The sequence below is a fragment of the Bdellovibrio sp. SBM16 genome, assembly GCF_056175625.1.
Genome location: NZ_JBJKJG010000001.1, coordinates 456,572 through 471,259 on the forward strand (window position 1 = coordinate 456,572; position 14,688 = coordinate 471,259).

13 protein-coding genes are annotated in these 14,688 nt (G+C 43.4%); 5 read left to right on the forward strand and 8 right to left on the reverse strand.

Annotated features, from left to right (window positions below):
- The first annotated feature begins 7 nt into the window (after nucleotides 1–7).
- Nucleotides 8–733: a PHP domain-containing protein gene (locus AC04MM_RS02055; protein WP_475378649.1), complete on the forward strand. Its 726-nt coding sequence runs from the start codon at nucleotides 8–10 to the stop codon at nucleotides 731–733.
- Here the strand turns inward: AC04MM_RS02055 and AC04MM_RS02060 are convergent.
- A complete protein-coding gene (locus AC04MM_RS02060) occupies nucleotides 710–1,420 on the reverse strand; it encodes a murein L,D-transpeptidase catalytic domain family protein (RefSeq protein WP_475378650.1) in 711 nt (236 codons plus the stop codon). The two genes, AC04MM_RS02055 and AC04MM_RS02060, sit on opposite strands and share 24 nt — an antisense overlap.
- Before the next feature lie 147 nt (nucleotides 1,421–1,567).
- Complete coding sequence (locus AC04MM_RS02065; RefSeq protein WP_475378651.1) at nucleotides 1,568–1,891, reverse strand: hypothetical protein; 324 nt, start codon at nucleotides 1,889–1,891, stop codon at nucleotides 1,568–1,570.
- A 171-nt stretch (nucleotides 1,892–2,062) separates the two neighbouring features.
- Here AC04MM_RS02065 and AC04MM_RS02070 point away from each other — a divergent pair, with 171 nt between their 5' ends.
- The 4 genes from AC04MM_RS02070 (at nucleotide 2,063) to AC04MM_RS02085 (ending at nucleotide 7,464) form a co-directional block, all read left to right on the forward strand.
- Nucleotides 2,063–2,407, forward strand: coding sequence for a DUF1904 family protein (locus AC04MM_RS02070; RefSeq protein ID WP_475378652.1), 345 nt, complete (start codon nucleotides 2,063–2,065; stop codon nucleotides 2,405–2,407).
- An 81-nt stretch (nucleotides 2,408–2,488) separates the two neighbouring features.
- Nucleotides 2,489–3,028 carry a hypothetical protein gene (locus AC04MM_RS02075; RefSeq protein ID WP_475378653.1) on the forward strand — a complete coding sequence of 180 codons (540 nt, stop codon included), beginning with the start codon at nucleotides 2,489–2,491 and terminating at the stop codon, nucleotides 3,026–3,028.
- Nucleotide 3,029: 1 nt separating this feature from the next.
- Nucleotides 3,030–4,358, forward strand: a complete 1,329-nt coding sequence (locus AC04MM_RS02080) for a hypothetical protein (RefSeq protein ID WP_475378654.1) — start codon at nucleotides 3,030–3,032, stop codon at nucleotides 4,356–4,358.
- Nucleotides 4,276–7,464, forward strand: a complete 3,189-nt coding sequence (locus tag AC04MM_RS02085) for a DNA polymerase III subunit alpha (protein WP_475378655.1) — start codon at nucleotides 4,276–4,278, stop codon at nucleotides 7,462–7,464. The genes AC04MM_RS02080 and AC04MM_RS02085 overlap by 83 nt, the downstream gene beginning before the upstream one ends.
- Before the next feature lie 30 nt (nucleotides 7,465–7,494).
- On the opposite strand, the gene AC04MM_RS02090 is transcribed toward AC04MM_RS02085, so the two are convergent.
- The 6 genes from AC04MM_RS02090 to cueR all read right to left on the reverse strand — a co-directional run bounded on the left by AC04MM_RS02090 (nucleotide 7,495) and on the right by cueR (nucleotide 14,567).
- Nucleotides 7,495–8,742 (reverse strand): hypothetical protein, encoded by a 1,248-nt coding sequence (locus tag AC04MM_RS02090; RefSeq protein WP_475378656.1) that lies wholly within the window; start codon nucleotides 8,740–8,742, stop codon nucleotides 7,495–7,497.
- A gap of 69 nt (nucleotides 8,743–8,811) precedes the next feature.
- Nucleotides 8,812–9,237, reverse strand: coding sequence for a hypothetical protein (locus AC04MM_RS02095; RefSeq protein ID WP_475378657.1), 426 nt, complete (start codon nucleotides 9,235–9,237; stop codon nucleotides 8,812–8,814).
- An 8-nt stretch (nucleotides 9,238–9,245) separates the two neighbouring features.
- Nucleotides 9,246–10,445 carry a TolC family protein gene (locus AC04MM_RS02100; RefSeq protein WP_475378658.1) on the reverse strand — a complete coding sequence of 400 codons (1,200 nt, stop codon included), beginning with the start codon at nucleotides 10,443–10,445 and terminating at the stop codon, nucleotides 9,246–9,248.
- A gap of 44 nt (nucleotides 10,446–10,489) precedes the next feature.
- Nucleotides 10,490–10,882, reverse strand: coding sequence for a hypothetical protein (locus tag AC04MM_RS02105; protein ID WP_475378659.1), 393 nt, complete (start codon nucleotides 10,880–10,882; stop codon nucleotides 10,490–10,492).
- Nucleotide 10,883: 1 nt separating this feature from the next.
- Nucleotides 10,884–14,015, reverse strand: a complete 3,132-nt coding sequence (locus tag AC04MM_RS02110; protein WP_475378660.1) for an efflux RND transporter permease subunit — start codon at nucleotides 14,013–14,015, stop codon at nucleotides 10,884–10,886.
- Between the two features lie 165 nt (nucleotides 14,016–14,180).
- Nucleotides 14,181–14,567, reverse strand: a complete 387-nt coding sequence (gene cueR / locus AC04MM_RS02115; protein ID WP_475378661.1) for a Cu(I)-responsive transcriptional regulator — start codon at nucleotides 14,565–14,567, stop codon at nucleotides 14,181–14,183.
- Nucleotides 14,568–14,688: the final 121 nt, after the last annotated feature.

The window sequence follows — 14,688 nt, forward strand, 5'->3', positions numbered from 1 at the left end:
CGTAACAATGAAAGCCTTAAAAGCTGACCTGCATATTCACAGTAATTTTAGCGACGGGCAGTTGTCGGTAGCTGAGATCGTCGATCTTTACGGGCAAAATGGTTATGGCGTGATTGCTGTGACCGATCACCTATGCGAAAGCCGCGGTGCTATCGGTTTTGTCAGCAGAAGACTTAGACTAAGCCTCACCCCGGAAAAATTTCCGCAGTATATAGAGACTTTAATGCGGGAACAGGCGCGTGCCAGAAGAGAGTATGGCATGCTGCTGATTCCAGGTTTTGAAATCACGAAAAACTCTTTTATTAATTCGCACGGAGCCCATGTGTTGGTGTTAGGCACTACTGAATACATTGATCCTGATTTAGAGATTACTAAAATCTTACAACAAGCTAAAACACAACAGGCCCTAACGATCGCAGCGCATCCGTTTAAAACCGGCGATTTTGAGTTTCAGACTTTACAGCTATGGGAAAACCAGAAAGAGCTGGGTCACCTGATTGACCTGTGGGAAGTAAATTACCGCCAGAGAATTTTTGATCATGTGTTAAGCTCAGGCCTCGCAGTGATAGCGAGCAGTGATTTTCACAGACCAACCCATTTTAAATCTTGGAAAACCAAGATCTCTGTGCCGCAGGCAACGCAAGCGGACGTATTTACTGCATTACGTGAGCAGCACATTGAGTTGTTTTTTGAAGAAGATAGAGAGCAATCACTTATTCAAATTAGCATATAACATCGCGCCGTTTTTTAGCGCTGAAATAATACCAGCGCTGTATTTGCCATCTAAAGCCGGGCAACCCCAGCTGCGACCGGCACGGCCACTAGATTCACTGACATAAGGAGCCGGGTGGATTACGATGGCGCGCGCCCGGGCTTTTGAATTAGTTGATGATAAACCGTCAAGTCTAACCGAGTAGCCGTATTTACCGTTGTAAGTTTCGGCCACACGGTAATACCCAAGCGACGACATCTCAGACCCTGAGGTATTGCTGAAACGTTCGGCGTAGCCATCGTTGTTGGTATCAGAGCCTTTACCGTGGGCGGTACGATAAGCCTGGACTTTGCCAGAAGTCATATTGACTAAGTAAAATCTGGGCTTAGACGAGTGCGCCGAAAAGTTAATAATCGCGATATAACTTTGATTGGCAAAATTCTTTTTATTGGCATCAAAGTAGGCCAGCGCATCTTCGCGTAATTTTGTTGGAATCATTTTGGTCGGATCAATGTGACTGTATTTGGCTCTGGCTGCTATTTTTTCTTGTGGAGTGATGTAATCTCTAAGCGTGTTTGCGACATTGGCTTTAAAGTCTAAGCGGTTTTGGATCTGTGGCGGCACCACGATCTCGCGTGTGGATTCTTCAGCAAAAGAAGTATTAGTAAATATTAGCAATGCGATCGCAGTCAGCAATCTTGACGTCATGAAACCCTCCGGAGTTTATCTATAAATTTTCAGATATTTTCTTAAACAGACGCAGGCCAGTTTTTGCCAGATCGAAATAAGCAGCGAATAAAATTAGCGTGTAACCATAAATTGCACGATGTTACGACCTAAGCCGTAGCGCCGGCTTTACGATGCAGGGAGCTTTTTTTTGGGGATCACATCAGCCAAAAACTGGTGAATGACATTTAAGGATTGCGGCGCGAAGACCACGGTCATCGGAGAGTCGGCACGGGCGGTGCCGAGCACGTTAAAAATATACGTCTTTACAGGACTTGAATAGACGATCTGAAAGATAATCGGATTTTTCTGATTCAGAAATTCCTGCGGCAGCGGATATTTAAGCCGCATATCATTCTGGGAAAAAGTCTCGGATAATACAGTATGCTTTTTTGCCTCGGTAATTACGTTGATCTTTGCAATAAGTAAATGCCGGGATTCTTCGTAATACATCAAAAGCCATCCTTTGGTTTCTTCTTTTATTTTAAAAGAAAAAGCAGGGCTGATAAATAAATTGTTAAGACTGCTTCAATTCGAGTCTGCAAAAAAATACAAACTTATTTAATCGGATTTTTATGCTTTTTTCATATTTTTCGTGAATTGCTGGCAGTTAAATGTATTCTAATGGCTATGCCACATATTCGTACCCGTAATTTAACTGAAGCCAATGTTAGAATTTTAAGTCAGCGTCTACCAAAAGAACTGGGGCAGATGATGTCGACTGCAGAAGATAATTTCACGGTCGAAAAAATCAATACTGTGTTTTACCGTAATGGCCAGCCTGTGCCGGACGGTGAAGGTGATCCGATGATTGAGATTCACTGGTTTGACCGTGGCCACGAGATAAAAGCCGGTGCGGCAAAAAAAACCACAGAGCTTGTTTATGAATTAACGCAAGCGCAGTATATTGCGGTTGTTTTTTTTGATCTGCCCAAAACAGATTATTTTGAAAACGGTAAATACTTTTAAGTTCTTAGCCCTTTCGTCTATATTTACATATTATTTACATATTCTTTGACTGCCGTCAATATCCCATTTATTTCTTAATTTATGGCGACAGCAGAAGTCTTACATCGGTTACGGCTTGAAATCGGCGGCAATGCCCAGATTGACAGAACTCTCCGCGCAGCACCCGGCATGCAAGTCGGTGTAGCGCAGGGGATTATCTGCGAGCTGTTAGGTAATGCACGCACCGAATGGCTGCTCGCGTTTTTTCGCATGCATCCGGCAGACTATATTTTCTGGTGCGAGAAAGAACAGCGCATAAGCCCCTTGGCGATCAGGCAGCGCGGAATTGATCTAAAAAGAATTCTGTTTGTAGATTGTGGCGACGACTTACAAAAAGTCTTGCATCGCACCTTAGAAAGTGCGCAGTACCCCTTTATCGTGTCGCCACAGCAATTTAACGATGTTCGGTCGTTGCAGCGCCTGCACTTGTTGGCAGGTAAAGCGCAGGCGACGGTTTTTCTGTTGCCGCAGCAAAAGCAGTTTTCACAGGCCTGGCCCGTGTCACTGCAATTAGACATTAACGATGCAGATGATGAATTTAAAGTAGAAATCGTTCGGCAAAAATATGGAGGAGGAACATAAAGTGCGGGTTGCTTGCGTGTATTTCGGAAAAGACGCACCGGCTTCTAAGATTGCAGAACATTTTTTAAGATTTAGCCCCCAGATTTGCACCAAGAAAGATGAAGCGATTTTCATAGAAATTGGAAAGTCGAAACGATTATTTAAAGAAGAAAGTTTTCTGGCCCGTGCGCAGGTTATCTTGCGCCGGTTTAAACTTAAAGGCCGTATTACGTTAGGTTCAGATATCACTGATACGCTGGCGCTGGCTCAGTACCAGAGAGCGCGGATTGATGATTTACCTTTGCAGGCACTGCAGATTTTTGCAGATCCGTTTGAGCGCGATCCGGCCTTGGCAAAGCAGGTGCAAAAAATGATTGATAGCTTTTTTCACTTAGGAATCAGAACTTTAGGTGATTTTAAAAAAATTCCGGTCGCAGAACTGATCTCCAGATACGGCGTTACCGGCCGGCATTGTTACCAGCGGGTGCGGCAGGAAGCCTTTATCAGCTGGCCGCTGTGGAAGCCAGAAGAAAAAATAACTGAGATTAAGCAGTTTCCGTATTTTGAATTTTACGGCGAGCTGGATCCGATTTTATTTGAACTAAAAACTCAGCTGGATCAGATTTTTTTACGTCTGCGTGCCAGAGAAAAAAGTTTAACGCGTCTTAAAGTTATTATCACCTGCGAGAAAAGTTCTGAAGAACCAAAACCGGTTAAGCCCTTCGAATTTGAATTTTATTCGCCGCAGACACAAACCAAAGGCACGTTGCGCATTATTAAAGAGCGGTTGATGCGGTATTTTGAAAAAGATCCGGTCAAATCACCGATTGAACAGATCGAAACCCAGGTCGTGGGCATGATGGCCTTTACCGGGGCACAGAAAAATATTTTTAATAACGACGAAGAAAAAAAAGAAGGTTTAACTGCGCTTCATAATTATCTGGCAGAACTGCGCGGTAAAAACAGTTTGTTTCAGGCCAAGCTGTTGCAGGATGCCCGCCCGGAAAAGTCGTTTGCAAAGATTTTCGGTGGGTCACATAAACAAATTGAAACAGAGGATGAAGAATTAATCTTAGAATCTTTGCGTGAGCGTCCGACTTATATTTTGCCCCGGCCGGTGAAAATAGAAATTACGGCAGGTTTTGTGTACATTAAATCGAAAAGATTTAAAATTCTGCACTGGGATTGTGATGTCGAGCGTATTTCGGGTGGCTGGTATGAAAAACCGGATCCTAAATTTACCAATACTTTTGAGCGAAACTATTATCATGTGGAACTGGAAAACAACCAGAAAATATTTGTTTTTGAAACCCGTGACCAACAGTACTTTATGCATGGTTATTTCGGGTGATCAGATGTTTGTTGAACTTTTATGTAAATCAAATTTTTCTTTTCTGCGCGGCGCCTCTGATACCAGAGAATATGTCAGCCGCGCAGTCAGCCTGGGCATGCCGGCCATAGGCCTGTCTGATATTAACGGTGTCTACGGTTTACCGCGGGCCTATGAGTGGGTGCGCGATCATGCACCTGCGGTAAAATTAATTTGCGGCGCAGAGATTGTGGTTAAAGATAAACCATCAATTCATTTAATCGCGAAAACCCGCAAAGGCTGGGCTCTGCTTTGCCGAATCATCACCCAGGTGCACGCCGGTAAACTTAAAGGTGAAGGTTATATTACCCAGGATGAACTTAAATTTCTGGTGCGCCGGTTTTATGATAAGAATGAACTGGTCTGCATTTTAAAAAACGATTTAAAAAATGATTTTAATTTTTATAAAGACTTATTTTCTGCTGATACCTATGTGGCGGTCTGCCGTTATTTAGATGGTAACGATCACAGGCGTTCTGCCCAGGCACTGACAATCAGTGAACAGTTTGCTTTAAAGCTGGTGGCCACCAATGATGTGCATTACCACGATCCAGAGCGCCGCTTTTTGCAGGATTGCCTGGTCGCCATCCGCGAAGGCAAAACCTTAGATACGGCGGGCTTTAAGTTATTTCGCAATGAAGAACGGTATTTAAAATCAGCTTTTCAGATGAAGGCGCTGTTTTCGGATTTACCCGAGGCCCTGATCAACACCCTGCGGATTGCTGAAAGCTGCACATTTTCATTGGCCGAACTTAAATACACTTACCCCGAAGAAGCCGTACCGGCAGGGCACACTAAAAGTTCGTATTTAGAAGAATTGGTGTTTGCGGGGGCGCAAAAAAAATATAAAGGTTTAATTACCCAGCAGATCGATACACAGATCAGAAAAGAACTAAATTTTTTTAAAAAGCGCGGCGAAGAAGATTATTTTTTGACGATGCACGATATTTTAAAAGAGGCGCGCGAAAAAAAGATCGTCTTTCAGGGGCGGGGTTCGGCGGCCAGTTCAATCGTGTGTTACTCACTGGGGATCACAGCGGTCGAACCGATTTCGGCCAATTTATTATTTGACCGCTTTGCCAACGATGCCAGACCTGATCCGCCGGATATCGACGTTGATTTTGAACACGAACGTCGTGAAGAAGTGATTCAAGGCATATACAGCCGCTATGGCCGTGACCGTGCGGCGATGGTGGCTGCGGTTCACACTTACAAAGCCGTAGGCGCCTACCGCGAAATCTGTAAAGCCATCGGCGTTGATGTCGGCACACTAAAAGCAGATGTGGTTAAATCCAGATTTTCTGAGTTAGCCGGAAAGTACGCTCACAGAGAAGTGCACTTGAAAAAGCTGCTCACCGATATCGCGGATTTTCCCCGCCATATCGGCACGCATTCGGGTGGCTTTGTGATCACCAATGAGCCGTTGGTTGAAACCGTGCCTGTTGAGCCTGCGGCCATGGACGGGCGCACGATCGTGCAGTTTGATAAACATGACTTAGAAACCCTGGGTATGATGAAGATGGATATTTTATCCATCGGTTTTTTAACGGTGATCAGAAAAGCCAGCGATTATATCGGTAAAGACTGGCGAGATATTCCGGTTAACGATAAAAGAACGTACGAACTTATTCAAAAAGCAGAAACCGCCGGGTGTTTTCAGATTGAATCGCGCGCTCAGATGAACTCGCTCCCGCACACTAAGCCGTCAACTCCCTATGAGATGACCATTCAGGTAGCGCTGATCCGGCCGAGCATGTCTAAGGGGGGGATGAGCCGCAGTTATTTAAACGGGCGCAGAGCGGCCAAGCAGGGCCAGCCATTTCGCAGCGGCAATGCTGCGATGGATAAGATTCTCGGGCGCACTCATGGGGTGGCGATGTTTCCGGATCAAATTATGCAAATGGCGATGGATGTCTGTGGATTTACCACAGTTGAGGCCGATAAACTCAGACGCTCACTGGGTAAAGAGCGCAGCGCCAACAGCGTTCATCAAGAGGGTGAAAAACTTTACCATGCGCTGATTAAAAACGGCATTAAAGAAGAATTGGCCAAAAATATTTTAGACCGCACACAGGGGTTTGCAAGCTATGGTTTTCCCGAGGCGCATGCGGCATCTTACGGTGCATTGGCGTTTAAATCAGCTTTTTTAAAAGCGCATTACCCGACCGAGTACTTATGTGCGCTGATTAATTCTCAGCCGATGGGGTTTTACCGGATTGATTTTTTAATCAATGAAGCTAAGCGCAACAGCGGGGTTAATGTGCTGCCGATTCACCCGAACCGCTCTATGTGGGATGCCACTTTAGAAGGGCCAAAAACTATTCGTATGGGATTTCGAAATGTGGCGCAGATTAACCGCGATGATTTTGATCAGATGTTGTCTTCGCGCGCGCAAAAGCCTTTTGATTCTATCGAAGATTTTGTCACCCGCAGCGGCTTTAACAGAAATGTGCTGGATAATTTATCCATTGCCAATGCTTTTTCATGTTTTGGTTTGGATCGTCGGCACTCTTTCTGGAAATCGATTGAGTTTAAGAATTTGCTGGGTAAAAAAAATGATTTAAAGCAGCTTTCGCTCTTTGATGAAGATACAAAATTAGATAATAACGTCAGTACTTTTACGCCGATGACAGCGCTTGAAGCGGCCAACGTAGATTACCGGATGCTTGGCTACAGTTTAGACGGAAGTTTAATGAAACACTTGCGTCTTGAAATTGCGCATTTGCCGGCGCTTAATTCGCAGCTGTTAAAAAAAGTTATGAAAAATAAAATGGTCACGGTTGCAGGTATCTTATTGGTTGACCAGCGGCCACCGCCGGCCAAAGGCTTTGGTTTTATTACTTTAGAAGATGAATTAGGCACCATTGATACCGTACTTAGACCTGATGTTTACGATAAATATAAATCTGTGTTTCGGTCATCACGGTTTTTAATTTTTAGCGGTAAAGTTCAGCGCCTGGACGACGCAACAACATTATTGGTTGAGACGGTTGAAAGTTTTAGCCCGTTGCTGAAAGTCCGCAGCCATGCTCCCACGCCGCGCCTGTTAGACAGGCTTTCGTGGGATGAACAGCCCGGCGGCATATAGATAGAATACACCACCGGGCTTTTAAAAAAATTACTGCATGTTTAAAATCTCTTCGATCACCGTAGATTGCAGCTTTTGGTTGTTTTTACTGCAAGCCACGCTGCTTAATGGCACCCACAAAAAGTCAGGGTTACCCGAAAGCCAGCTGCCGCCGATAATTTCACCGACGTCATTGACTTTAAGATTGTAACGGTAAGTTCTTCGCTCCGAAGGGGCAATTCCGGTCGAAGTGATTTTTTTCTTATCGTAGTGATGCAGGCGCACGATAGTGGTTACACGGTAAGTGCGTGACCCGGTTTTTTTAACTGTCATGTCGTATCCGGAAATAACAGCGTTATCAACCGTAGCATCACGGCGGTAATCCGTGGCCACCGGTTTTTTTAACTGGCCGATATAATAAACCAGTGTTTTATGAAATGAAGCCGGGCGGATATCACTCATGTTATCGCCTTCACCGCGGTAACGAGAACCGAAAAAGGTGTGGGTGACACAGAAATCGCGCTCCATTAATAGAGCTTTTTGATCCAGTACCGAAAAAGTGATGCCCGAGATCGGATCTGTTTTTGGCTTTTGAGGCTCAACATTTAAAATCGCAGCAGCAGCCCAGCCGTTGCAGTGACCTTCCCACACTTCGCCGGTCCAGCCGTGGTGCCTACGTTCATAACCAACAGTGTTGGGATTTACTCCGGTTCGGGCTTTAACATAAGCGTCGTATTTTCTAAGTGATGGGGCGATCGTTTGGCCGCGTTGCGGGTACCAGTAACCGCGCCACGGTAAGACCGAGGCCTGAACACTAAACTGGCCTTCAGAAATGGCCACAGTCGTATCGGTTTGTTCGCTGGCCATCAGCGCCGAAAGATTTGCCTGCGCTGCTTTAACCGTTGAGTCAGATAAGCCCACGCTCATACGCTGACCGATATGGGGTTCTTCCAGCGGGACAGAAAACGGGTTGTATTCAGAAGCTTTCACCCGGTGAGTCGTAAGTTTACCGTCAAGTAAAGATGAATGCACAACAAAGCCATCACTTCCGACAAATAACGTAAGCTCAGGTTTTACTGAACCTGCAGTTACATTATAAATAAGTGTTCCGGCTTTTGGTGTTGTCACGGTTTGATAACACCAGGTTTCTGCATCGGTTAAAGTGGACTCGGTCGCAAGCGGTACGGCTTCGACACTTCCTGGCTTGAACAGATAACAATGGGGCTTTGTTTCCGCTGCCTGTGCAGATAGGGACAGCAGAAAACCAATTAAAACAATAAAACTATGCGTTGACGGCATAAAGGGACCCTCCGGTTAATATCTGGTACTTCTAAGCAGATTTTATGCCGAGGCGACCCACCGGTTTAACTAGTGATGACCTCCATGGTCGTCATCTTTTTTTTCGGGAGCCGGTTTTGCCAGAGCTAAAGGTAAATTATAAATAGCTTCATCGCCTTTAACCGCGCTTCTGACAGCAGAAATATTCAACGTGCCCTTAGTGAGGTCTGATTTTGTTGTGTCACACAGAAAGTGGTCACGTTTGCTTGTGCAGGTAATGTCTTTTCTGCCTCCAGAGACAATAGTTGCAGTGATTTGTGAGTTTTTAACCACAGGAGTTTTGATATTAATGTCTAAAAGGTAAATTTTAATTTTACCATCATTTTGCGGTACAACTTCAGTGTGAAATGCCCCGGGCATTTTTAAGTAACCGCCGTTAGGACCTAATTTATCTTCGCCATGGGCTAAGGTTTTAACAGTAGCTGCTAACAGTAGAATTGGTAATAGTTTTTTCATTGGATTTCCTATTTGTAATTGTTAAGTTGAACTTGAACCAGTTCGAGTTCTTTTTGTAATTCAATTTTTTTCTTTTTAGAATCAAAATATCTCTCGGTGGCACCGACTAAGTCAGGAGAGTTTTTAACCCCGCGTTTATACTCTGCGAGAGTTAAATTATAGTACTTTTCAGCCACCAGCAGTTTTTTGTCGATAATCTGGTAGAGCTCAGTAAGCTCTTGAGCGCGTGATTTAAGTTGTTCAAACTGAGATTTAATATTTAAGATTGCTTGGCTTTTACTGCTTTCTTTTGCAGCCAGATTTGCAACAGCTGATTTTCGTTTGTGATAAGTATCAAAACCCGAAAACAGGGGGATCGTTAATAATAACGACACTTCAGATTCATTGTATTTTACTTGGTCTTCTGTCGGCGTCAGGCGGCCGAAGGCGTAAGCTAAATCAAGTTTTGGCAAAAAATCAGAGCTGGCTGCTGTTTTTTCTGAGTCCGCGATTTGGGCTTCTATTTTTGCTTTACGTATTAACGGGTGATTATCGAAAGATGTCAAATTGGCTTCTTTAGCAAGAGAGCCCGTTGTTGCAAAAGTAAGACCTTCTAAGTCTTTATCTAAAATTTCTTGGTTAAACAGGGCATTAAGTTTTTGATGTACTTCTTCGTGCTCACGGGCAATATTTTTTCTCTGAATCTCTATTTCGCTTTCACGCAATTCAAATTCATAATTATCAACCTGGCTGGTTAAGCCGGCATTAACTTTACGGGCCGCCATTTGTTTTTGGGTCTGGGTAAGTTTATATTCTTCATTTAATATTTTTTCGATCTGGTGAATACGAATCATCGAGGTTAAAACTTCAGTTAATTCTTCTTTAATACTGCGTAGTCGAATATCGTAATTCACCCGGGCCAGTTCCAGGTTATTTGCCTGAATATCTAGGTTCGATCGGTCTTTAAACCCAGAAAACAGATTCGCCGAGCCTTGCAGGTAACCGACTTGGCCTTTTTCATCTTCTTCATCTGTTTTGATTCTTGCCAAGCCGCCCACTGCATTTAATCCCGGTAAAAATGCCGAGTACGTCGATTTTTTTAAACTATCCTGGGCTGTAATCTCATTTTGTAAAGCTTTTAGCTCTTGGTTGGCTGCTATTAAACGGGTTTCCAGTTCGGCACGTGTTTGCGCGCCGGCGACGCTGTTACCGCATATCAAAAAGAGCATTAAAATGGTGTTTGCTTTACACAAATAATACATACAAAAACTTTCTATTTTTCAACTTGAAATTTAAAGGTATCTTTTTTGCCTTTGTAATCAGTCGTAGCAACAACTTCAACTCGGTACGCTGATTTAAAATCAATCGGTGCGGTATATACTCCGTTTTTTACTTCAATTTTTAAGGCTTCAGCTTTTCCTTTTGGTAGTTTTCCGGTTGCAGTGAGTTTAACTTCGGTAGCCGGTAAGTCTTCACCTTCGTGTGAAGCAGGATATAATTTTAATTCACTGCCTGATGTAACAAATTCAAGATTAATTTCTTTACCGGCTTTAACAGTGCCACCATGATTGGCTTTTAATGAGCCGGGTGTTTGGTTATGACCCTCGTGAGCCATGGCATGCATTGATATAGCAAACAGTGATGTGAATAAAATTTTTTTAAACATTTTAAGCTCCTTCGAATAAATTAGTTTCATTGGTTCTTTCAAGACTCTTCTCTGCAGATTTTTTTCCGAAATGAAAAAATACAGTCGGAGTCACAAAAATATCAAGAAGTGTTGAACTGATCAGGCCACTGACGATGACGACAGCTACCGGATGAAGAATTTCTTTACCTGGTTCGCCGCTGGCAAAGACCAGTGGCATCAGGCCAAGAATAGCCGTTAACGCTGTCATAAGTACGGGTACAAGTCTTTCTAATGAGCCACGAATAACCATTTCTTCGGTAAATTTTTCGCCTTCATATTTGAGCAGGTGTAAGTAGTGCGAAATCATCATAATACCGTTACGTGAAGCAATACCGCATAAGGTGACAAAGGCGACAAGGCTTGCGATCGAAATAGTTTTATCTGTTAAGTAAATGCCGACTATGCCGCCGATAAAAGCCATCGGGATGTTCAACATCACCTGTACGGATATAAACGTAGATTTAAAGTGAGCATATAAAACTAAAAATATGCCGGCTACAGCCAGCAATCCTAAGACAATCATCAGTCTTGCGGCTTGCTGCTGGCTTTCAAATTGCCCGCCATAGGTAACAAAATATGTTTCTGGTAATTCTACTTTTTCTTTAATTTTGCTCTGTATTTCTTTAACCAGACTGTCTAAATCACGTCCTGAAGAGTTGGCCTGAACGACGATTCTTCGTTGGGCATTTTCGCGATTTATAATGTTAGGGCCCGTAGACTCATAAACATCAGCTACTTTTTCGACGGTGATTTTTGTTCCATCAGGCATTGTTTTGATGGCCGTGCGTTTGATAAGTTCTAAGTCGGTTCGGGACTTCTCATCAAATCGCATCATAAGGTCTATGCTTTTCTGTCCTTCTAAGATCTGGCCGACCACTTCGCCTTGTAAGGCTTTCTCCATAAGGGCAGATAGTTCGCCGACAACAATACCATATTTAAGGGCTTCGTCACGTAGCAGTTGAATTTTCACTTGCGGGATTAACACCTGCTGTTCAATTTGTAAATCGGTGAGCCCGCTTGTACCTTCAAGGGCTTTATATATCTCAGCTGACTTTGAGCGCAATACGGTGAGATCCGGTCCAAATATTTTAATGGCGATCTGTGCACGAACACCTGAAAGCAAGTGATCCAGTCGATGTGAGATCGGTTGGCCGATGTTAATAAACACATTTTCAATCGTAGCCAGATTTGTTCTGATTTCATCGAGGACGACCTCACGCGGCCGTCCGGATTCTTTAAAATCGACATCAATTTCTGATGAATGAACACCTTCGGCGTGCTCATCTTGTTCTGCGCGGCCCGTACGACGGGAAACAGACTTAACTTCCGGAGTTTTTAAAATTAGTTCTTCTGCTTGAAACCCAAGTTTGTTGGATTCTTCAAGTGAAATACCAGGCTGTGCCATCATAGAAATAGTAGCAGTGCCTTCATTAAACTTAGGTAAAAAATCACGGCCCATAAAAGCGGCTAAGATCAGTGAAGCCAGAAACAGGGTGGCTGTCACGCCAATGACGGTGCGTGGGTGCTTAAGGGCTTTGTGTAATAATTTAGTATCCCAGGCTTTTAAGGTCGTTACCAGTTTTCCTTCTTTGTGCTCTAATAGGCTCTTGTTGTTAAGCAGGTACGAGCATAAAGCCGGAGTAACAGTTAACGAAATAACCATAGATGCTAACAATGAAACAATGTAAGCAACTCCTAATGGAATGAATAACTTTCCTTCGATTCCGCTCATCGTAAAGAGCGGGATAAACACAAGGCAGACGATAATGGTTGCAATAACAATAGAGTTTCTGACTTCGCTTGACGCCAGATAGATAACTTTTAATGTATTCTGCGGTGAACTAGATTGTTTATTTTCACGAAGCCTGCGAAATACGTTTTCAACATCTACGATCGCATCGTCGACGAGCTCACCGATAGCAATAGCTAAACCACCTAAGGTCATGGTGTTTACTGATAAACCGAAAAAATGAAACACAATGGCCGTAAGCACGAAACTTAACGGAATAGCGGTCATCGTAATAACCGTTGTTCTTAAGTTCATTAAAAATAAAAACAGTACGATTAAGACCAGGATAATCCCGTCGCGAAGGGCTTCTTTTACGTTGGCAATTGAAGACTCTATGAAGTGAGCCTGTTTAAAAAGATTGCCGTTTAATTCTATGGTAGCGGGTAAAGAGGTTTTTAATTCTTCCAGGGCTTTTTCGACTTCATGAGTTAAGTCGATGGTGCTGGCACCGGGCTGTTTTTGCACGCTGATAATAACACCACTTTTGGCGTTTATGCTGGCTTCACCACGCATCGTTTGTGGCGCTTCGCGCACTTCGGCCACATCGCGTACAACCACGGGCCGGCCCAAGTGAAAACCTACCACTGAATCAAGAATTTCTTCTTTGTTGCGGATAGCTCCGATCACACGAATCAGCGACTCATTTTTTTCGATATTTATAAATCCGCCGGTTGAATTGAGACTGACTTTAGAAAGGTTGCTTTCGATGTCTTCAATTGAAAGCTGCATTTTTTGTATTTTTTCGGCAGATAACAGGATCTGATATTGCCTCACGCCGCCACCAATCGAGATAACCTGGGCGATACCCGGAATACTTAACAACCGCGGACGAATCGTCCAGTCGGCGAGGGTGCGCAGATCCATGGGTTTCATATCTGGATCGTTCGATGTTAAGCCAATAAGTTGAATTTCCCCCATGATTGAAGAGATCGGGCCCATAATCGGGGTAATGTTTTTGGGAAGCTTTTCCTGTGCTAAAGAAAGTTTTTCCTGAACTAATTGGCGATTTCTGAAAATGTCGGTACCCCAGGCAAATTCAATGTAGACGATACTTAAGCCAACGCCTGAGTTTGAGCGTACTCTTTCTACGCCGGGTAGCCCATTTAAAGCCGTTTCTAACGGAAAAGTAACAAGAGTTTCAACCTCTTCAGGAGCTAGTCCTGTGGCCTCGGTCATCACTGTTACAGTGGGTCTGTTAAGATCCGGAAACACATCTACAGGGAGATGACTGGCTAGCCAGCCGCCATAAGATACAACAAGTGCGGCAAATGCGATAACTAAAAGTCGGTGAGAAAGCGAAAACTTAATAATACGATCTAACATGGCTGCAATACCTTCATTTAAATATACTATGATTGGTAAATGCAAAATGTGACAAATGATTAAAGATTTTTTGAATTTTCTGGGGCATGTTTGCCTTATAGCCAGTTATTAAGCTTTATAATTAATCATTTTATCTTTTTCGGGAACAACAGTGGCTTTTACGGGTTATTGTGAAAGTTCATCCAAAATCGGGCAATCAGGCCGATTGTCACCATGGCAGCATTTAGCAAGATGCCGTAATGTTTTTGCCATAGATTCTAGTTCTGCAATTTTAGTTTCTAATTCTTTCAGGTGGGTTAGAGCCAGGGACTTAACCACGGCGCTTGTTCTTGATTTGTTTTTCCACAGACTGACTAATTTTTTAATCTCTTTCATCGAAAAGCCCAGGCCACGTGCGCGTTTGACGAAAATTAAAATATTAATATCGGTTTCAGAATAGATTCTGTACCCAGACTCGCTTCGTGATGGTTTGGCAATCAGGCCAATTGATTCGTAGTGACGAATTAATTTAGAGTTTATGCCTGACGCTTTTGCGGCTTCGCCAATATTCATATAGACCTCACTGGTTTTTTACTAAAAGTGAATAATATTGATACATTAGCAAACATTACAATTAATTAGAACCTTTTTCTTGACCTTCCAATTATTGGAAGGTTTAGAGTCGAATTAAGGA